This window comes from Streptomyces sp. NPDC052301 (assembly GCF_044593395.1).
Lineage (GTDB): Bacteria > Actinomycetota > Actinomycetes > Streptomycetales > Streptomycetaceae > Streptomyces.
Map to the genome: position 1 here is coordinate 807320 of NZ_JBIUBE010000001.1, position 18555 is coordinate 825874.

An 18555-nucleotide genomic window follows, 5' to 3' on the forward strand; every position below is an offset into this window, starting at 1 on the left:
CGCGCGTCCTCACCGGCATCTCAGCGCGCACCCTCCGGTTCCGCAGGAGCGTCCCAGACACGTCGCGCACGATGCCCGGCAGTGACGGAGGTCCGAGGGAAGGCGTGTCGTAGAAGTGGCGCACGTGGCGCAGGTCCCTGGGCCGGCTGGAAGGCGGGGGCGCGGTCTGAGCGGGCCGGGGCGGCTTCAGCCGGTGAACTCCCGTGCAGGTCAAGGAGTTTCTTTGTTTCAAGTCTTGACGACCGTGGAGGCGGGGAGCACATTGTCGGCACCTTGGGAGCGCTCTCAAGCCGTCATCCGCATCCCCCATCCCGCACCCGGGAGGCATCCCCCATGAGCGAAACCCCCGGCATATCGCATACAAACAGCAGACGTTCGCATACAGGCGGCGGACTTTCGCATACAAGCGGCAGTCGTTCGCATACAGTGCACCGGCGGCGGTATTCCGTCCGCCGGATCCTCGTCGCCGCCCTCGGCACGCTGAGCCTGGCCGCCGCCCTGGCGACCGTCGGCACCCTCCCCGCCGGCGCCTCCGCGCCCGCACCTCCCTCCGGCTGGACCCAGCTCTTCGTGGACGACTTCAACGGCTCTGCCGGCTCGGGCGTGAACACGGCCAACTGGCAGTACGACACCGGGACGTCGTACCCGGGCGGCGCCGCGAACTGGGGCACCGGCGAGGTCGAGACGATGACCTCCAGCACGAACAACGTCGCGCTGGACGGCAACGGCAACCTGCTCATCACCCCGCGCCGCGACGCCTCCGGCAACTGGACCTCGGGCCGTATCGAGACCACCCGCACCGACTTCCAGCCCCCGGCCGGAGGCAAGCTCCGCGTCGAGGCCCGTGTCCAGATGCCGAACGTGACCGGCGACGCGGCCGCCGGGTACTGGCCCGCCTTCTGGATGCTGGGCGCGCCCTACCGCGGCAACTACCAGAACTGGCCGAGCGTCGGTGAGCTGGACGTGATGGAGAACGTCCAGGGCCTGAACAAGACGTGGGCCACCATGCACTGCGGCACCAACCCGGGCGGCCCCTGCAACGAGACGACGGGGCTGGGCAACTCGACCGCCTGCCCGAACACCACCTGTCAGTCGGGCTTCCACACCTACACGATGGAGTGGGACCGTTCGGTGAGCCCGGAGGCCATCCGGTTCTCCGTCGACGGCGTCACCTACCAGACGGTCACGGCGAACCAGATGGACGCCACGACCTGGGCGAACGCCACGAACCACGGTTTCTTCGTGATCCTGAACGTGGCGATGGGCGGCGGCTTCCCCGGGGCCTTCGGCGGCGGCCCGACCGGAGCCACCGAGCCCGGCCACCCCATGGCCGTGGACTATGTGCAGGTCCTGCAGTCCTCGGGCACCGGCGGCGGCACCACTCCCCCGCCGTCCGGCGACCGGGACGCCTACAGCGCCGTCCAGGCCGAGTCGTACGACAGTCAGTCGGGTGTGAGCACCGAGACGACCACGGACACCGGCGGCGGCCAGGACGTCGGTTACATCGCGAACGGCGACTGGGCGCTGTACAAGGGCGTGAAGTTCGGCTCGACGGCGGCCACCCAGTTCAATGCGCGGGTGGCGAGCGGCGCCGCGTCCGGGGTGAGCGGTCTGGTCGAGGTCCGGCTGGACAGTCGCGGCAACGCGCCGATCGGCAGTTTCGCGGTGGGCGACACGGGCGGCTGGCAGAGCTGGAGGACGGTACCGGCCAATATCAACGCGGTGACCGGCACGCACGACGTCTATCTGACGTTCACCAGCGGCCAGCCGGCCGACTTCGTGAACGTGAACTGGTTCGACTTCGGTCACTGAGCACTTGGCGGCGCCCGGGGTCGGCCGTCCCGCACGGTCGCTCCCTGGCGCCGCCGCCACGACACGGCCACGCGTTCACCCAGCCACGCGCAGTCACGCGGCCACGCGCAGTCACCCAGCCACGCGGCCACGCAATCACGCGGTCACGCGCTCACGCGGTCACGCGGCAGCTCGGCGCCGGTGCGGCCCGCACCGGACATCGAGAGACCCGCGCCTCGAAGTCCCCTCACCGCCCGCCCCGTCTCCCGGGCCCCGGCCCACGGCCTTCGGCCCCCGGCCCCAACCCCCGGCCCCAACCCCCGGCAAGGCCCCTTCAGCCCGCCCGCCCCCTTTGAGCCCATTCGGCACTGTCCGCCCCGCTCCCTCACCGCAACTCCGCCCGAAACGCCACCGGCGTCTGTCCGGTGTGCAGATGGAAGAACTTTGAGAAGTTCGCCGCGTCGGGAAAGCCCACGGCCGCCCCGACGCGGCCGATCGGCATGTCGGTGTGCGCGAGGAGGCGTTTGGCCTCCAGGACGACGCGTTTGTCGATGAATCCCTTCGGTGTCTCGCCGGTGGCCGCGCGGACTGCGCGGACGAGGGTGCGGCGGGAGTAACCGAGGGCGTCGGCGTAGGCGCTGACGCTGTGATTGGTGGCGAATCCCTGCTCCACGGCGTCACGGAACCGCGTGAAGGTGCTGTCCGTCCGCTGCCGGGAGACCTCGGCGGAACGGGCCGCGAGGTGGGCGAGGCGCAGCAGGAACGCGGTGAGGGTGTGTCTGAGGACGGCCGTGTGCAGGCTGAGCGGGAGGGTCGCGGTGTCCTCGTACTCGCGGCGCAGCTGGTCGAGGGCCGCCTGGAGCGCGGCGCGCTGGGCGGGTTCGGGGTGCAGCAGCGGCGGGAGGTCGTAGCGGTACAGGCCGGTGGCCTCGACGGTGGCGCGCGGCAGGAAGCCGGGCTGCATGGTGAGGACGGTTCCGCGGTACACGCATTCCCGGGAGAAGCGGTGGACCTGTCCGGGGCGGATCCACAGCAGGTCGCCGGCCGTGGCGTCGTACTCGGCGAAGTCGACCATGTGGCGTACGGGGCCGTCGGTGAAGAGCATGACGACGTGGAAGTCGATGCGGTGGACGCGGTCGAGCGGGGCGTCGGCGTGCCAGGTGCGGCCGGTTCCCATGGGTCCGATCTGCATGCCGACGCCGCCGACGGCCAGCTCGGCCGGGAAGGGGAAGGTTCTGATTCCGTCGCCGTCCGTGGCTGTGACTGCGTGGCCGTCCGTGGCTCCGCCGGCTGGTTGTGGCGTTCTGTCGGCCATGTCCTGTTCGCGCCGTCCGTGTTCCGTGATCGCTGTCCCAGATTCACCACAGACTGACACACCCCGACCTTCCCTCGAAAAAGTCCGACTTTTAAGTTTGAACGCGCTAGGCCAGCCTCCCGCACCGAACGAGGACTTCTTGAAGATGAGCGCACACACTTCCGAGAGCTTCGAGTGGACCGACCTTGACCGGCGAGCCGTGGACACTGCCCGTATTCTGGCGGCCGATGCGGTGCAGAAGGTGGGCAACGGGCACCCGGGCACGGCGATGAGCCTGGCACCTGCCGCGTACACGATCTTTCAAAAGGTGATGCGTCATGACCCTGCCGACCCGGAGTGGGCCGGCCGTGACCGCTTCGTCCTCTCCCCCGGCCACACCTCGCTGACCCTCTACACGCAGTTGTTCCTCGCCGGGTACGAGGTGGAGCTGGACGACCTGAAGGCGTTCCGCACCCATGGCTCGAAGACGCCGGGCCACCCCGAGTACGGGCACACCGCGGGCGTGGAGACCACCACCGGCCCGCTGGGCCAGGGTGTCGCCAACGCCGTCGGTATGGCGATGGCCGCCCGCTACGAGCGCGGCCTGTTCGACCCGGAGGCTCCCGAGGGCACCTCCCCCTTCGACCACACCGTCTGGGCGATCGTCTCCGACGGCGACCTGGAGGAGGGCGTCTCCGCCGAGGCCTCCTCGCTCGCCGGCCACCAGAAGCTCGGCAACCTGGTCTTCCTCTACGACGACAACCACATCTCCATCGAGGGCGACACCGCGACCGCCTTCTCCGAGGACGTGCTGAAGCGGTACGAGGCCTACGGCTGGCACACCCGGCGCGTCGAGCCCACCGCCGACGGCGACGTCGACGTGCCCGCCCTGTACGAGGCGCTGAGGGCCGCGCAGGACGAGACCGGGCGGCCCTCGATCGTCGCACTGCGCACGATCATCGCCTGGCCCGCCCCGAACGCGCAGAACACCGAGGCCTCCCACGGCTCCGCACTCGGCGAGGAGGAGATCGCCGCCACCAAGCGCGTCCTCGGCTTCGACCCGGAGCGGAGCTTCGAGGTCGACGACTCGGTTCTCCGGCACACCCGCCGCGCCCTGGACCGGGGCGCCGAGGCACATGCGGCCTGGGACAAGCGGATCGCCGAGTGGCGCAGCGCGCAGCCGGAGCGCGCCGAACTCTTCGAGCGGATCAGCAAGGGCGAGCTGCCCGAGGGCTGGCAGGACGCGCTGCCGGTGTTCGAGGAGGGCAAGTCGGTCGCCACGCGTGCCGCCTCCGGCAAGGTGCTGCAGGCCCTCGGACCGGTGATCCCCGAGCTGTGGGGCGGCTCCGCCGACCTGGCCGGGTCGAACAACACCACCATCGACAAGACGTCCTCCTTCCTGCCGAAGGGCAACCCGCTGCCCGAAGCCGACCCGTACGGCCGTACCGTCCACTTCGGCATCCGCGAGTTCTCCATGGCCGCGGAGATGAACGGCATCGCCCTGCACGGCAACACGCGCATCTACGGCGGCACCTTCCTCGTCTTCTCCGACTACATGCGCAACGCCGTCCGGATGTCGGCCCTGATGCAGCTGCCGGTGACGTACGTGTGGACGCACGACTCCGTCGGCCTCGGCGAGGACGGCCCCACCCACCAGCCGGTCGAGCACCTGGCCTCGCTGCGCGCGATTCCGGGCCTGAACGTCGTCCGCCCGGCCGACGCCAACGAGACCGCGATCGCCTGGGCCGAGATCCTGAAGAGGCACGCCGAGAACCCCGCCCCGCACGGGCTCGCGCTCACCCGCCAGGGCGTGCCGGTGTACGCGCCGAACGAGGACGCGGCCAAGGGCGGCTATGTGCTGCGCGAGTCGTCGACAGAGGTCCCGGAGGTGATCATCATCGCGACGGGCTCCGAGGTGCAGCTCGCCGTGGCCGCGCGGGAGCGGCTCGAGGCCGAGGGGATCGGCACGCGGGTGGTGTCGATGCCGTCCGTGGAGTGGTTCGAGGAGCAGCCCCGCGCGTACCGCGAGCGGGTGCTGCCGCCTGCCGTGAGGGCCCGGGTCGCCGTCGAGGCCGGGATCGGGCTGACCTGGTACCGGTACGTGGGCGACGCGGGACGCATCGTCTCCCTCGAGCACTTCGGCGCCTCCGCCGACGCCAAGACCCTGTTCGCCGAATTCGGCTTCACCCCCGAGAACGTCGCCGCGGCGGCCCGTGAGTCGCTCGCCGCCGCGCGCGCCTGATCCGATCGCGACACCACGAGAAAGATGACTACCGTGACCGAAGCAATCGCCACCGCCGGAGCCCTCAAGAGCCTTGCCGATGAGGGGGTCTCCGTCTGGCTGGACGACCTGTCGCGCAAGCGGATCGCCTCGGGCAACCTGGCCGACCTGATCGAGAACAGGAACGTCGTCGGCGTCACCACCAACCCGTCGATCTTCCAGGCCGCCATAGGCTCGGGTGAGGGGTACGAGGAGCAGCTGACCGACCTGGCCGTGCGGGGGGTGACGGTCGAGGAGGCGGTGCGGATGCTGACGACCGCCGACGTGCGGACCGCCGCCGATATTCTGCATTCTGTATACACCGCTTCGGCCGGCCGTGACGGCCGCGTCTCCATCGAGGTCGACCCCCGCCTCGCCCACCGCACACAGGCGACCGTCGCCGAGGCCAAGCAGCTGGCCTGGCTGGTCGACCGCCCCAACGTGATGATCAAGATTCCGGCGACCGAGGCGGGCCTGCCGGCGATCACCGAGGTCATCGGCCTCGGCATCAGCGTCAACGTCACGCTGATCTTCTCCCTGGAGCGCTACCGCGCGGTCATGGACGCCTACCTGGCCGGCCTGGAGAAGGCCCGCGAGCGCGGCCTCGACCTGTCGACGATCCACTCCGTGGCGTCGTTCTTCGTCTCCCGCGTGGACTCCGAGATCGACAAGCGGCTGACCGCCCTCGGCACCGACGAGGCCCTCGCCCTCAAGGGCCGCGCGGCCCTCGCCAACGCCCGTCTCGCCTACGAGGCGTACGAGGAGGCCTTCGCGTCCGAGCGCTGGCTGGCGCTGGCCGGCGACCGGGCGAACAAGCAGCGTCCGCTGTGGGCGTCCACCGGTGTGAAGGATCCCGCATACAAGGACACCCTGTACGTGGACGAGCTGGTCGCGCCGGGCACGGTCAACACCATGCCGGAGGCCACCTTGAATGCGGTCGCCGACCACGGCGAGATCACCGGCGACACGGTGACCGGCGGCTATGCACAGGCCCACGCCGATCTGGCCGCCGTCGAGCGGCTGGGCATCTCCTACGACGAGGTCGTCCAGCAGCTCGAGGACGAGGGCGTCGCCAAGTTCGAGGCGGCCTGGCAGGAGCTGCTGGACGCCGTAGCGAAGTCCCTGACGAACAAGGGAGTTGACGTCCGATGACCGAGAACGCACCCGCCGCCGCGGCACCCGCACCCGAGGCGGTGCAGGTCCCGGTGATTCCGGCCGCCGACTGGGAGAACCCGCTGCGGGACGCCCGCGACCGCCGCCTCCCCCGCATCGCCGGCCCGTCCGGGCTGGTCATCTTCGGTGTGACCGGTGACCTGTCGCGCAAGAAACTGATGCCGGCGGTGTACGACCTCGCCAACCGCGGTCTGCTGCCGCCGGGCTTCTCCCTGGTCGGCTTCGCCCGCCGGGACTGGGAGGACCAGGACTTCGCCGAGGTCGTGCACGACGCGGTGCGCGAGCACTCCCGCACCCCGTTCCGCGAGGAGGTGTGGCAGCAGCTCGCCGAGGGCATGCGGTTCATCCCCGGCGACTTCGACGACGACACCGCGTTCAAGCAGCTCAAGGACGCCGTCGACGAGCTGGACGCCTCCCGCGGCACCGGCGGCAACTTCGCCTTCTACCTGTCGGTGCCGCCCAAGTTCTTCCCCAAGGTCGTCCAGCAGCTGAAGAAGGTCGGCCTGGCGACCCCGCCCCAGGGCGCGTGGCGGCGCGCGGTCATCGAGAAGCCGTTCGGTCACGACCTGGCCAGCGCCATCGACCTGAACACGATCGTGCACGAGGTGTTCGAACCGGACCAGGTGTTCCGGATCGACCACTACCTCGGCAAGGAGACCGTCCAGAACATCCTGGCGCTGCGCTTCGCCAACCAGATGTACGAGCCGATCTGGAACCGCTCCTACGTCGACCACGTGCAGATCACCATGGCCGAGGACATCGGCATCGGCGGCCGGGCCGGCTACTACGACGGCATCGGCGCCGCGCGCGACGTCATCCAGAACCACCTGCTGCAGCTGATGGCGCTCACCGCCATGGAGGAGCCGATCGCGTTCGACGCGGAGGCGCTGCTCACCGAGAAGCTGAAGGTGCTGAAGTCGGTACGCCTGCCGAAGGACCTGGGCGCGTCGACCGTGCGCGGGCAGTACGCGGCCGGCTGGCAGGGCGGCGAGAAGGTCGTCGGCTACCTCCAGGAGGACGGCATCGACCCCAAGTCGAAGACCGACACCTTCGCCGCGCTCAAGCTCGGCATCGACAACCGCCGCTGGGCCGGCGTCCCCTTCTACCTCCGCGCCGGCAAGCGGCTCGGCCGTAGGGTCACCGAGATCGCGGTGGTCTTCAAGCGGGCCCCGCACTCACCGTTCGACTCCACGGCGACGGAGGAGCTGGGCCAGAACGCGATCGTCATCCGCGTCCAGCCCGACGAGGGCATGACGGTCCGGTTCGGCTCGAAGGTGCCGGGCACCTCGATGGAGATCCGGGACGTGTCCATGGACTTCGCCTACGGCGAGTCGTTCACGGAGTCGAGCCCGGAGGCGTACGAGCGGCTCATCCTGGACGTGCTGCTCGGCGACGCGAACCTGTTCCCCCGTCACCAGGAAGTGGAAGAGTCCTGGAAGATCCTCGACCCGATCGAGGCGTACTGGGCGGCACACGGCAGGCCGGCGCAGTACGCGTCGGGCAGCTGGGGACCGACGGAAGCGGACGAGATGCTCGCACGAGACGGACGGAGCTGGCGCAGGCCATGAAGATCGACCTGACCGACACCACGGCAAGCAAGATCAACAAGGCGTTGGTGCAGGGCCGCCGCGCCATCGGCACCCCGGCCGTGGGCATGGTCCTGACGATGGTCATCGTCACGGACGAGGAGAACGCCTACGACTCGATCAAGGCCGCCGAGGAGGCCTCGCACGAGCACCCCTCGCGCACCCTGGTCGTCATCAAGCGGCACGCCCGCACCCTGCGCGACCGCACCCACTCCCGGCTCGACGCCGAGGTCCGGGTCGGATCCGAGGCCGGCACCGGCGAGACCGTCGTACTGCGCACCTACGGCGAGGTGTCCGACCACGCCGACTCGGTCGTCCTGCCGCTGCTGCTGCCGGACGCGCCCGTCGTCGTGTGGTGGCCGGTGGAGGCGCCCGACACCCCGTCCAAGGACCCGCTGGGCGCGCTCGCCCAGCGCCGGATCACCGACCTGTACGCGGTCGAGCGGCCGCTGGAGGTCCTGCAGACCCGGGCCGACAACTACGCGCCCGGCGACACCGACCTCGCCTGGACCCGGCTGACCCTGTGGCGGTCCATGCTGGCGGCGGCCCTGGACCAGGCCCGGGTGAAGGTGACGTCCGCGGCCGTGGAGGCCGAGGCGGACAACCCCAGCGCCGAACTCCTCGCACGCTGGATCGGGGTCCGCCTCGACGTCCCCGTGGACCGGGTGGTGACCGGCGGCCCGTTCGTCACGGCCGTACGCCTCGGCACCGCGAACGGCGAGATCGTCGTCGACCGCCCCGAGGGCCCCCTCGCGACCCTGACCCTGCCGGGCCAGCCGCCGCGCACCCTCGCCCTGAAGGTCCGCCCCACCTCCGAACTCATCGCCGAGGAGCTGCGCCGCCTCGACGCCGACGAGATGTACGCCATCGCCCTCACGGGCGAGGCCGGCAAGGAGAACGCCTGACATGTCCGACGCCCCGTCAGACACCCCGAAGCTCACCCGGCGGCCCGAGTGGACGGCGCTCGCCGACCACCGCGCCGCGGGCCGGCCGCACCTGCGCGAACTGTTCGCCGCGGACCCCGGCCGCGCCGAGCGGTACGTCGTCCGGGTCGGCGACCTGCACATCGACTACAGCAAGCACCTGATCACCGACGAGACCCTGGCCCTGCTCCAGGAACTCGCCGACGCCACCGGCGTGTTCGCACAGCGGGACGCCATGTTCCGCGGCGAGAAGATCAACGTCACCGAGCAGCGGGCCGTGCTGCACACCGCGCTGCGCGCCCCGCGGGACGCGGTGGTCGAGGTCGACGGCGAGAACGTGGTCCCGGCCGTGCACGCGGTGCTCGACAAGATGGCGGACTTCGCCGGCCGCGTCCGCTCCGGTGAGTGGACCGGCCACACCGGCAAGCGCATCAAGAACGTCGTCAACATCGGCATCGGAGGCTCCGACCTCGGCCCCGCGATGGCCTACGAGGCGCTGCGCCCGTACACCGCGCGCGATCTGACGGTCCGCTTCGTCTCCAACGTGGACGGTGCCGACCTGCACGAGGCCACCCGCGACCTGGACCCGGCGGAGACCCTGTTCGTCGTCGCGTCCAAGACGTTCACCACGATCGAGACCATCACCAACGCCACCTCGGCCCGCTCCTGGCTGCTCGAGGCCTTCGACGGCGACGACAAGGCCGTCGCCCGCCACTTCGTGGCGCTGTCCACGAACGCCGGGAAGGTCGCCGAGTTCGGCATCGACCCGGACAACATGTTCGAGTTCTGGGACTGGGTCGGCGGCCGGTACTCGTACGACTCCGCGATCGGCCTGTCCCTGATGATCGCGATCGGCCCGGACCGCTTCCGTGAGATGCTCGACGGCTTCCGCATCGTCGACGACCACTTCCGCACCGCGCCCGCCGAGGCCAACGCGCCGCTGCTGCTGGGCCTGCTGGGCATCTGGTACGACAACTTCCACGACGCCCAGTCGCACGCCGTCCTGCCCTACAGCCACTACCTGTCGAAGTTCACCGCCTACCTGCAGCAGCTGGACATGGAGTCCAACGGCAAGTCGGTGCAGCGCGACGGCGAGCCCGTGGAATGGCAGACGGGGCCGGTCGTGTGGGGCACGCCGGGCACCAACGGGCAGCACGCGTACTACCAGCTGATCCACCAGGGCACCAAGCTGATCCCGGCGGACTTCATCGGCTTCGCCCGGCCGGTGGCCGAGCTGAGCGGTGAACTCCAGGCGCAGCACGACCTGTTGATGGCCAACTTCTTCGCCCAGACCCAGGCCCTCGCCTTCGGCAAGACACCCGAGGAGGTCCGTGCGGAGGGCGTGCCGGAGGAGCTGGTCGCGCACAAGACCTTCCACGGCAACCGCCCGACCACGACCGTCCTGGCGGAGGAACTCACCCCCTGCGTCCTCGGCCAGCTGATCGCCCTCTACGAGCACAAGGTGTTCGTACAGGGCGCGGTCTGGAACATCGACTCCTTCGACCAGTGGGGCGTCGAACTCGGCAAGGTCCTCGCCAAGCGCGTCGAACCCGCCCTCACCGACGGCGCCGACGTACCCGGTCTGGACCCGTCCACCAAGGCCCTCGTCGCCGCCTACCGCACGCTTAGGAAGTGAACTGACATGCAGCTCGGTCTCATCGGTCTCGGCAAGATGGGCGGCAACATGCGCGAGCGCATCCGCCGCGCCGGCCACACCGTCATCGGCTACGACCGCAACCCGGAGGTGTCCGACGTCAAGAGCCTCGAGGAACTCGTCCAGAAGCTGGACGCACCCCGCACGGTCTGGGTGATGGTCCCGGCCGGCACCGCCACCCAGGGCGTCGTCGACGAGCTCAAGGACCTGCTGTCCGAGGGCGACACGGTGGTCGACGGCGGCAACTCCCGCTGGACGGACGACGAGAAGCACGCCGCCGAACTCGGCGTCAAGGGCATCGGCTTCGTCGACGCGGGCGTCTCCGGCGGCGTGTGGGGCCTGCAGAACGGCTACGCCCTCATGGTCGGCGGCGACAAGGAGCACGTGGAGCGGCTGCGGCCGGTCTTCGAGGCGCTCAAGCCGGAGGGCCCGTACGGCTACGTCCACGCGGGCCGGGTCGGCGCCGGGCACTTCTCGAAGATGGTCCACAACGGCATCGAGTACGCCATGATGCAGGCCTACGCCGAGGGCTGGGAACTGCTGGAGAAGGTCAAGTCGGTGGACAACGTCCGCGAGGTCTTCCGCTCCTGGCAGGAGGGCACCGTCATCCGCTCCTGGCTGCTCGACCTCGCGGTCAACGCCCTGGACGACGACGAGCACCTGGAGAAGCTGCGCGGCTACGCGGAGGACTCCGGCGAGGGCCGCTGGACCGTCGAGGCGGCCATCGACAACGCCGTCCCGCTGCCCGCGATCACCGCCTCCCTCTTCGCCCGGTTCGCGTCCCGGCAGGACGACTCCCCGCAGATGAAGATGATCGCGGCGCTGCGCAACCAGTTCGGCGGACACGCCGTCGAGAAGAAGGACTGACCGGCCGTGGGGGACCTCCTACTGGTCCGCCACGGTGAGACGGAGTGGAGCCGGTCGGGACAGCACACCAGCTACACCGACCTGCCCCTGACCGGGCACGGCGAGGAACAGGCCAAGTCCCTCGCTCCGCTCCTCACCGGCCGGACCTACGCCCACGCGCTGGCCAGCCCGCTGGACCGCGCGATACGCACCGCCGAACTGGCGGGCCTGGCCGGGGTCGTGCCCGACCCGGACCTGCACGAGTGGGACTACGGCGGTTACGAGGGCGTCACCACCGTCGAGATCCACCGCACCCGCCCCGGCTGGGACCTGTGGACCGACGGCGTGCCGCCCGGCCCGCAGGGGCACCCGGGCGAGTCGCCCGAGCAGATCGGGGCCCGCGCCGACCGGGTGCTGGCCCGGATCGGTGCGGCGCTCGACGAGGACGCCGGGGACGTCGTCCTCGTCGCCCACGCCCACTTCCTGCGGGTGCTGACCGCCCGCCGACTGGGCCTGCCGCCCGCCGAGGGCCGGCTGTTCCAGCTGGCCACCGGCACGGTCAGCCGGCTGTCCACCGAGCATGGGCGTCCCGTGATCGCGGAGTGGAACAGACAGCCGTAACGGCGCTTTCTCATGGCCCGGTCCACCTGTGGTGGGCCGGGCCACGGTCGTGCGGTGGCCGTGTGGCGTCGAACGGCGTCGAACGGCGGCCGGGATTCGGTCGCGGGGATCCAATAGTCGGGATCCAGTAGCTGGGATCCGGTCACCAGGATCCAATCGCCGGTGTCCAGTTGACGGTATACGAGATCCAGTTGTGTGTGGACCGCGCCGAGCGCTCCGGCCTGCGGATCGAACGCGTCCAGGTGGCCGATGACCAGCTGCTTGCAGGGGTGGGTGATGTTCAGTCCGTCGAAGCCGAGGTCACGTGCGGAGCGCAGCAGGTCGCCGACCGCTTCCGGACGCACGCCGAGCACGTCGAGGTCGAGCAGCCGGCACACATAGCGCAGGCCCTGGCGGTCCGCCTCGCGCTGGTGCTGGGCGGGGCTGAGCGAGGGACCGATCCCGGCTCCGATCAGTCCGACGAGATACGAGTCCTTGGCCACGCGGACCTCCCGAGCAACAAGGCTAATGTACTAACTGGTACGTTAGCTCTAGCAGCCGTGCGGCTCGCGCGGAAGCCCCCGCCACGATCCGGGAACCTGCTTCTACAATCACCGGCACGCGCACGCGCGTGCCGCCCAGGCGTCCCACGGCCCGAAGGAACCCGATGACGAGCGTCGAAGAACCGGTACGACCCGGCGGGCGGGTGCGCGACGCCGCCCGGACCAAGGCCGAGATCCTCGACGTGGCCACGCAGGAGTTCGCCCGCGCCGGCTACGACGGCGCCCGCGTCGACGAGATCGCCGCCCGCACCCGCACCACCAAGCGGATGATCTACTACTACTTCGGCGGCAAGGAGCAGCTGTTCACGGCCGTGCTGGAACGCGCCTACGGCGTGATCCGGGAGGCCGAGCAGCAACTGGACGTCGAACACCTGGACCCGGTCGCCGCGATCCGGCGCCTCGCCGAGGTGACCTTCGACCACCACGAGCAGCACCCGGACTTCATCCGCCTGGTCAGCATCGAGAACATTCACGGCGCCGAGCACATCGCGGCCTCCGAGAAACTCGGCAGGATCGGCTCCCCGGCCCTGGAGGTGATCCGCCGGATCCTCGCCACGGGCCAGGAGTCCGGGCTCTTTACAGCCCAGGTGGACGCCGTCGACCTGCACGCGATGATCAGCTCGTTCTGCTTCTTCCGGGTCGCCAACCGGCACACATTCGGCGCCCTGTTCGGCCGCGACCTGGTGGACCCGGCGCAGCGGGACCACTACCGCACCATGCTCGGCGACATGGTCATCGCATACCTGACGGCCGAGCGGACCGCCGACTGACCCACACCACGACAGCCCACGCAGCACCTCTTGACACGCGGGAAGGACGGGCGCAACATCCCACCCATCATAACTAACTATCCAGTGGGTTAATCGTTTGGGCAGCGCCGCCGCGCTGATCTTCCCCAAGGTGTTCTTCGACGCCTTCGATCCGGCCACCGCCACCCTGCTCTCGCTCGCCACGTTCGGCGTCGCCTACGCGGCCCGGTCGCTCGGCGCGCTGGTGCGGCCTGAGGGCGGGCGCCGGGGTCTGCCTGCCCGGGGGCCTGGCCCTGGGTCGCCCTCCGTCAGCCGCCGCCAAGCGGCTACCGGCTACCGGCTACCGGCTACCGGCTACCGGCTACCGGCTACCGGCTACGATCCGCCGTCTACTGTCTACCGCCTACGGCTTCGGGTGGCGGGGCTCGTACAGGGCGAGTTCGCCGCCGCCCGGAAGGCGGAACGCGGTCACCCGGCCCCAGCGAGCCTCCTCCACAGGCCGGGTGAACTCCACTCCCTGGTCCGCGAGTTGCCGTCGCGTCGCGTCGAGGTCGTCGCACATCAGCATCAGCTCATGCGCCGGCGCGCCTTCCGTGGGGTGGCAGGCCACCTCCGCGGGCGGCGCCTGAAAAATGAGCCATCCGTGGCCCGCGTCGACATGTGCCCATCGAAGGGTGTCGCGCAGGAAGGCCCGGTCGGCCTCCGCGTCTCGGCTGTAGAGCACCACATGCGCACCGTTGATCACGGGCGGAGGTTAGTGCGGCGGGCGGGGCCGGACAAGCACCGGAAGCCGATGACCCGCCGCACGGCCGGCCACGCTCACGAACCCGGAGACGTCGCCGCTGCCGCATCGAGCAGGGGGCCGAGTTCTCTGACCACCGTCTTCAACGGCCGTGCGTCTCCCTCGGCGCGGGCCAGGATGATCGCGCCCTCCAGAGTGCTGATCATCAGCGTGGCCAGGGACTCGGAGCGGGCGGCCGGTACGCCCATCCCGGTGAGGGCGTCGGCGAGCGGGGAGCGCCAGGTCGTGAACGCGGCCGCCGCGGCCTGGCGGGTGGTGCTGCCGGAGGAGGCACAGTCGACCGTGGCGGCGGCGACCGGACAGCCCGCGGCGAAGCCGTCGGCCTCGTACTCGTCGGTCCACTGGCCGACCATCGCCGCGAACAGACCGCTCGGGGTCGGTTCCTCGAGCCCCGCGAGGAAGCGCGAGATCCGTTTGCCCGCGTACCGTCCGGCCCACGCGACCGCCTCGTTGACCAGCTGTTCCTTGCCGCCCGGGAAGTAGTGCTGGAGCGAGCCGCGCGGTGCGCCCGCGTGTGCGGCGACCTCGCGCATCCCGGTCGCGGTGACCCCGTCACGCCGGATGAGCTGGGCCGCGCTGAAGACCATCCGTTCCCGCGGTCCCCGCCGCGCCTCGGTCATCGTCGCCCTCCGATCGTCACCGCCCCCATTCTATGACCGTCGTCATAACGCCCGCTACTATGACAGCGGTCATAGTCGGCCCGCGGAGCGAAGGGCAGCCCCCATGAACGTCGGTTTCATCGGTCTCGGAGTGATGGGCCGGCCCATGGCTCTGCGTCTGGCGGCCGCCGGAACATCCCTGGTGGTATGGAACCGGACCACCGAACGCACCGAGCCGCTCCGGGCGGCCGGCGCCGAGGTCGCGGCGGACGTCGACGAGCTGTTCGCACGCACGGACGTGGTGCTGCTGATGCTCGCCGACGAGGCAGCCGTCGACACGGTCCTCGGCCGCGGCACCCCCGCCCTGGCGGCACGGGTCGCGGGCCGCACCGTCGTCCACATGGGGACGACCTCCCCTGAGTACTCCCACGCCCTGGAGACCGATGTGCGGGCTGCCGGCGGCCGGTACGTCGAGGCACCCGTCTCCGGGTCACGGGTCCCGGCCGAGCAGGGGCAGTTGGTGGCCATGCTCGCCGGGGAGCGGTCCGCAGTGGCCGCCGTACGACCACTGCTCGCCCCGATGTGCCGGCAGACGTTCCTGTGCGGCCCGGCGCCGCGCGCCCTGCTGATGAAGCTGGCCGTGAACCTCTTCCTGATCACCCAGGTGACCGGACTGACCGAGGCCTTCCACTTCGCCGAGCGGCAGGGCCTGGACCGGCGGCTGTTCCTCGACGTCCTCGACGCGGGCCCCATGGCGAGCGCGGTCTCCCGGATGAAGGCACCCAAGCTGCGCGAGCGGGACTTCGCGGTACAGGCGGCGGCGCTGGACGTACTCAAGAACAACCGGCTCATCGCCGAGGCGGCGCGCAAGGCCCACCTGGCGTCACCGCTCCTCGACGTGTGCCACTCGCTGTTCGAGGAGACGGTGGCCCAGGGGTACGGCGGCGAGGACATGGTCGCCGTGCTGCGGGCGATCGAGATGCGGACCACCGAGGTGCCGTAGTCCGCCTACCGTATGCAGAAGATCGTCCGCTGCGTGCCGCTGTTCGCGGACGGAGTGCGCGACACCCCAGACGGCATACCGCATACTGCTGACTGCAGACTGCAGCCTGCAGACCATGGTCCGTAGACCGCATATCACATACCGGAGCCCGTAGTCAGCGCTTCGGTGCGCCGTACACCCGCTCCACGCGCAACCGCACCACCAGCCGCCGGTCGCGCACCATCGCGTCCCGGTAGTCGTCCCAGTCCGGGTGTTCGCCGAGGACGTCCCGGTACAGCCGGATCAGTTCCTCGACCGTCTCGTCGTGCGGATCCCGGGCGACCGGGGACAGTTCGGCCGTACCTTCGGCGACGGTGTACGCCCAGCGGTCGGTGCTGGTGACGTGGTAGGAGGCGCGTGGATCGCGGCGCAGGTTGCGGGTCTTGGCGCGGTCGTCGGTGACGGAGATCCGGATGAGTCGTTCGTCCGGGTCGTAGGCGTGGCTGACGTTGGACAGCTGGGGGCGGCCGTCACGCTTGAGGGTGACCAGCACCCCGCCGTGGCCGGCGGCGAGCAGGTCGAGCAGCGCGTCCTGGGTCGAGTCCTGGTTCATGTCGGGTCAACTCGTCGGCCGGGTCCCGCATTCCCGCACGCCCTCCCCGCACGCCCTTCCTGCACCACCCTCGCACCAGCCACGCGCCCGGCGCCCGCCCCTCGCCCGCCCCTCGCCCACCCCACTCCTCATAGACACTGTCTACCCTCTCTGGTAGACAGTGTCTATGAACGAGGACGACACGGGGCTGCGGGCCCGCCTGGTCGACGTCGGGGTGGAGCTGCTGGCCGCCGAGGGTCCGCAGGCGCTGACGCTGCGGGAGATCGCCCGGCGAGCGGGCGTCTCGCACGGGGCGCCCCGCCGCTACTTCCCCACCCATCTGGAGCTGCTGTCGGCCATCGCGCGCCGGGGCTTCACCGACCTGGCCGACCGTGTGCACCGGACGCTGGCCCAGGCGCCCGCCGAGCCGCGCACCCGGGTGGCCGTGCTGGCGCGGGCGTATCTGCAGTTCGCACTCGGCGACCCCGGCATGTACGAGCTGATGTTCCGTCACGATCTGTTGGAGAGCGGGCATCTGGGCCTGCGCGAGACGAGCCTGCCGCTGTTCTCGCTGTTCGCCGGGCTGGTCGGGGAGGTCCGCCCGGAGGCCGACGCCCGGCGGGTGGCCGCGGTACTGTGGGCGAACCTGCACGGGATCGCCCAGCTGTGGCGCTGGCGCGCCCTTCAACTCGCTCTCGGCGAGGACGATTTCGAGCCGCTCCTCGAGGCGGCTCTGGCCGCCCACCTGGGTCCCGAGGCCGGTCGGTGAGCCGGCGGTGGACGCTCGTGAGCAGCGTGGCGGGGGCGGTGGTCGTCGCACTGGACGGTACGGTCCTCACGGTGGCCCAGCCGCGGCTGCAGCGGGAGTTGGGGGCGTCGTTCGCGCAGGTGCAGTGGACCAGTACCGCGTATCTGGTCGCGGTGGCCGGTCTGCTGGTGTTCGCGGGGCGGCTCGGCGACCGGTACGGGCACCGGCGGCTGTTCGCCTGCGGCATGCTGGGGTTCGGCGCGGCCTCGGCGGGCATCGGCCTGGCTCCGGAAGTGGGCTGGGTGATCGGACTGCGGGCGGTGCAGGGGGGGTTCGGGGCGCTGTTGCAGCCGGCCACGCTGGGCATGCTGCGGGCGGCGTACCCGGTGGAACGGCTCGCTGCTCCCCTCGCCGTGCGGACGGTGGCGATCGGGCTGGCGGCGGCAGCGGGGCCGCTGTTGGGCGGGGCGCTGGTGACCGGGCTGGGCTGGCGGGCGGTGTTCTTCGTCAACGTGGTGCCCGCGCTCGCCCTCGGCCTGCCCGCGCTGCTGCGCCCGGACCGGGGCCGAGCGGACTCACGTGCCCCGCTGGACCTGCCGGGTGCCGTGCTGCTGGCCGTGACGCTGGGCTGCCTGGTGCACGCGCTGGTCTCCCGGCCGGCTTCCCCGGCCGGGATCGCCGTCGCGCTGGTCACGGCCGCTGTCCTGGTCCGGCACGAGCGGCGTACGGCGAACCCGCTGCTGCCGCCCGGGGTGCTCGGCTCGCGCACGGTCGCCGCCGCCCTCGCCCTGCTGGTGGCCGTGTCCGCCGCGCTGTTCGGGACTCTGTTCGTCGCCACGTACGTCCTGCAGCGCCGCCTCGGCCTCGACCCGTTCCACAGCGCGCTGCGCAGTCTGCCGTTGGCGGTGCTGATGGTGCTGTCCGCCGCTCTCTGCCCGGTGCTGCTCGGCCGGTTCGGTGCGCGGGGGACGACGACCGCGGCGACGGTGGCGGTCGCGTTCGGTGTCCTGGTGCTGTCCCGGGCCACCGGCGCGGCCGCCCTGGGCTGCGGGTTCGCTTTGCTGGGCGCCGGTTTCGGGACGGTGATGACGGCGGCCACGCACGCGGTCGTACGGCGGGCGGACGCGGCGGTCGCGGGGGTGGCGGGCGGACTGCAGCAGACCGCGCTGAACGTGGGGCCCGCTGTGGGCGTGGCCGCGGCGACCGCGCTGATGCACGCCGGCACGGGGACGGCGCTGCTCGCGTTGGCGGCGGTGGCCGCGCTCGGCGTGCCCGCGGCCCTCGGGCTGCCCGGGGCCGGCGGCGTCGCGTCGCTCACGCACCCCGCCGAGCCGCGGGTCCCGGCGGGTGTTCCTGAGCGACGATGAGGAACGCGCACGTCCCGTCGGGGCAG

At 71.0% G+C, this 18555-nt stretch carries 16 protein-coding genes and 2 pseudogenes; 13 read left to right on the forward strand and 5 right to left on the reverse strand.

The genetic code is table 11. The annotated features are described in order from the left end of the window. Window positions 1-333: 333 nt before the first annotated feature. Window positions 334-1812 carry a glycoside hydrolase family 16 protein gene (locus tag ACIHEJ_RS03445; RefSeq protein WP_400131678.1) on the forward strand — a complete coding sequence of 493 codons (1479 nt, stop codon included), beginning with the start codon at window positions 334-336 and terminating at the stop codon, window positions 1810-1812. A gap of 364 nt (window positions 1813-2176) precedes the next feature. Here ACIHEJ_RS03445 and ACIHEJ_RS03450 read toward each other — a convergent pair whose 3' ends face one another. Beyond that, complete coding sequence (locus ACIHEJ_RS03450) at window positions 2177-3106, reverse strand: helix-turn-helix domain-containing protein (protein WP_400131680.1); 930 nt, start codon at window positions 3104-3106, stop codon at window positions 2177-2179. A gap of 145 nt (window positions 3107-3251) precedes the next feature. Here ACIHEJ_RS03450 and tkt point away from each other — a divergent pair, with 145 nt between their 5' ends. From tkt to ACIHEJ_RS03485, 7 genes are read left to right on the forward strand one after another with little or no spacing between them, the layout of a single operon-like run. Continuing rightward, entirely contained in the window at window positions 3252-5327 is a 2076-nt protein-coding gene (gene tkt / locus ACIHEJ_RS03455) for a transketolase (RefSeq protein ID WP_400131682.1), read from the forward strand. 24 nt (window positions 5328-5351) lie between these two features. Further along, window positions 5352-6497 (forward strand): transaldolase, encoded by a 1146-nt coding sequence (gene tal, locus ACIHEJ_RS03460; RefSeq protein WP_400131684.1) that lies wholly within the window; start codon window positions 5352-5354, stop codon window positions 6495-6497. After that, window positions 6494-8086, forward strand: a complete 1593-nt coding sequence (zwf, locus tag ACIHEJ_RS03465) for a glucose-6-phosphate dehydrogenase (protein WP_400131685.1) — start codon at window positions 6494-6496, stop codon at window positions 8084-8086. Before tal ends, zwf begins: the two co-directional genes overlap by 4 nt. Then, window positions 8083-9009: a glucose-6-phosphate dehydrogenase assembly protein OpcA gene (gene opcA, locus ACIHEJ_RS03470; protein WP_400131687.1), complete on the forward strand. Its 927-nt coding sequence runs from the start codon at window positions 8083-8085 to the stop codon at window positions 9007-9009. The genes zwf and opcA overlap by 4 nt, the downstream gene beginning before the upstream one ends. A 1-nt stretch (window position 9010) precedes the next feature. Then, complete coding sequence (pgi, locus tag ACIHEJ_RS03475) at window positions 9011-10663, forward strand: glucose-6-phosphate isomerase (protein ID WP_400131689.1); 1653 nt, start codon at window positions 9011-9013, stop codon at window positions 10661-10663. 6 nt (window positions 10664-10669) lie between these two features. Beyond that, the gene (gnd, locus tag ACIHEJ_RS03480) at window positions 10670-11548 is read left to right on the forward strand and encodes a phosphogluconate dehydrogenase (NAD(+)-dependent, decarboxylating) (protein WP_400131691.1); all 879 of its coding nucleotides are present in this window, start codon (window positions 10670-10672) and stop codon (window positions 11546-11548) included. Between the two features lie 6 nt (window positions 11549-11554). Continuing rightward, complete coding sequence (locus tag ACIHEJ_RS03485) at window positions 11555-12148, forward strand: histidine phosphatase family protein (RefSeq protein WP_400131693.1); 594 nt, start codon at window positions 11555-11557, stop codon at window positions 12146-12148. A 194-nt stretch (window positions 12149-12342) separates the two neighbouring features. Here ACIHEJ_RS03485 and ACIHEJ_RS03490 read toward each other — a convergent pair. Continuing rightward, a pseudogene (locus ACIHEJ_RS03490) lies at window positions 12343-12630 on the reverse strand (shikimate dehydrogenase); the annotation flags it as partial. A gap of 164 nt (window positions 12631-12794) precedes the next feature. On the opposite strand from ACIHEJ_RS03490, the gene ACIHEJ_RS03495 reads away from it, so the two are divergent. Both ACIHEJ_RS03495 and ACIHEJ_RS03500 read left to right on the forward strand, forming a co-directional pair. Then, window positions 12795-13460, forward strand: coding sequence for a TetR/AcrR family transcriptional regulator (locus tag ACIHEJ_RS03495; protein ID WP_400131695.1), 666 nt, complete (start codon window positions 12795-12797; stop codon window positions 13458-13460). A 100-nt stretch (window positions 13461-13560) separates the two neighbouring features. Next, a pseudogene (locus tag ACIHEJ_RS03500) lies at window positions 13561-13707 on the forward strand (MFS transporter); the annotation flags it as partial. Window positions 13708-13842: 135 nt separating this feature from the next. On the opposite strand, the gene ACIHEJ_RS03505 reads toward ACIHEJ_RS03500, so the two are convergent. Both ACIHEJ_RS03505 and ACIHEJ_RS03510 read right to left on the reverse strand, forming a co-directional pair. Further along, the gene (locus tag ACIHEJ_RS03505) at window positions 13843-14184 is read right to left on the reverse strand and encodes a VOC family protein (protein ID WP_400131697.1); all 342 of its coding nucleotides are present in this window, start codon (window positions 14182-14184) and stop codon (window positions 13843-13845) included. Between the two features lie 74 nt (window positions 14185-14258). Further along, the gene (locus ACIHEJ_RS03510) at window positions 14259-14861 is read right to left on the reverse strand and encodes a TetR/AcrR family transcriptional regulator (RefSeq protein WP_400131699.1); all 603 of its coding nucleotides are present in this window, start codon (window positions 14859-14861) and stop codon (window positions 14259-14261) included. Here ACIHEJ_RS03510 and ACIHEJ_RS03515 point away from each other — a divergent pair. After that, window positions 14803-15843 carry an NAD(P)-dependent oxidoreductase gene (locus tag ACIHEJ_RS03515; protein WP_400131701.1) on the forward strand — a complete coding sequence of 347 codons (1041 nt, stop codon included), beginning with the start codon at window positions 14803-14805 and terminating at the stop codon, window positions 15841-15843. The two genes, ACIHEJ_RS03510 and ACIHEJ_RS03515, sit on opposite strands and share 59 nt — an antisense overlap. A 154-nt stretch (window positions 15844-15997) precedes the next feature. On the opposite strand, the gene ACIHEJ_RS03520 is transcribed toward ACIHEJ_RS03515, so the two are convergent. Further along, complete coding sequence (locus tag ACIHEJ_RS03520; protein WP_400131703.1) at window positions 15998-16435, reverse strand: PPOX class F420-dependent oxidoreductase; 438 nt, start codon at window positions 16433-16435, stop codon at window positions 15998-16000. 166 nt (window positions 16436-16601) lie between these two features. Between ACIHEJ_RS03520 and ACIHEJ_RS03525 the strand changes: the two genes are divergently transcribed. Both ACIHEJ_RS03525 and ACIHEJ_RS03530 read left to right on the forward strand, forming a co-directional pair. Continuing rightward, window positions 16602-17183 carry a TetR/AcrR family transcriptional regulator gene (locus tag ACIHEJ_RS03525; RefSeq protein ID WP_400131705.1) on the forward strand — a complete coding sequence of 194 codons (582 nt, stop codon included), beginning with the start codon at window positions 16602-16604 and terminating at the stop codon, window positions 17181-17183. Beyond that, complete coding sequence (locus ACIHEJ_RS03530) at window positions 17180-18529, forward strand: MFS transporter (protein WP_400131707.1); 1350 nt, start codon at window positions 17180-17182, stop codon at window positions 18527-18529. The genes ACIHEJ_RS03525 and ACIHEJ_RS03530 overlap by 4 nt, the downstream gene beginning before the upstream one ends. Window positions 18530-18555 lie beyond the last annotated feature (26 nt).

Bases quoted from the DNA above. Each gene is read 5' to 3' on its own strand.
- zwf (WP_400131685.1), top strand. From the start codon at position 6,494: ATGACCGAGAACGCACCCGCCGCCGCGGCACCCGCACCCGAGGCGGTG.
- ACIHEJ_RS03450 (WP_400131680.1), bottom strand. From the start codon at position 3,106: ATGGCCGACAGAACGCCACAACCAGCCGGCGGAGCCACGGACGGCCAC.
- gnd (WP_400131691.1), top strand. From the start codon at position 10,670: ATGCAGCTCGGTCTCATCGGTCTCGGCAAGATGGGCGGCAACATGCGC.
- tkt (WP_400131682.1), top strand. From the start codon at position 3,252: ATGAGCGCACACACTTCCGAGAGCTTCGAGTGGACCGACCTTGACCGG.
- ACIHEJ_RS03445 (WP_400131678.1), top strand. From the start codon at position 334: ATGAGCGAAACCCCCGGCATATCGCATACAAACAGCAGACGTTCGCAT.
- ACIHEJ_RS03520 (WP_400131703.1), bottom strand. From the start codon at position 16,435: ATGAACCAGGACTCGACCCAGGACGCGCTGCTCGACCTGCTCGCCGCC.
- ACIHEJ_RS03525 (WP_400131705.1), top strand. From the start codon at position 16,602: ATGAACGAGGACGACACGGGGCTGCGGGCCCGCCTGGTCGACGTCGGG.
- ACIHEJ_RS03495 (WP_400131695.1), top strand. From the start codon at position 12,795: ATGACGAGCGTCGAAGAACCGGTACGACCCGGCGGGCGGGTGCGCGAC.
- ACIHEJ_RS03510 (WP_400131699.1), bottom strand. From the start codon at position 14,861: ATGACCGAGGCGCGGCGGGGACCGCGGGAACGGATGGTCTTCAGCGCG.
- tal (WP_400131684.1), top strand. From the start codon at position 5,352: ATGACTACCGTGACCGAAGCAATCGCCACCGCCGGAGCCCTCAAGAGC.
- ACIHEJ_RS03515 (WP_400131701.1), top strand. From the start codon at position 14,803: ATGAGCTGGGCCGCGCTGAAGACCATCCGTTCCCGCGGTCCCCGCCGC.
- pgi (WP_400131689.1), top strand. From the start codon at position 9,011: ATGTCCGACGCCCCGTCAGACACCCCGAAGCTCACCCGGCGGCCCGAG.
- opcA (WP_400131687.1), top strand. From the start codon at position 8,083: ATGAAGATCGACCTGACCGACACCACGGCAAGCAAGATCAACAAGGCG.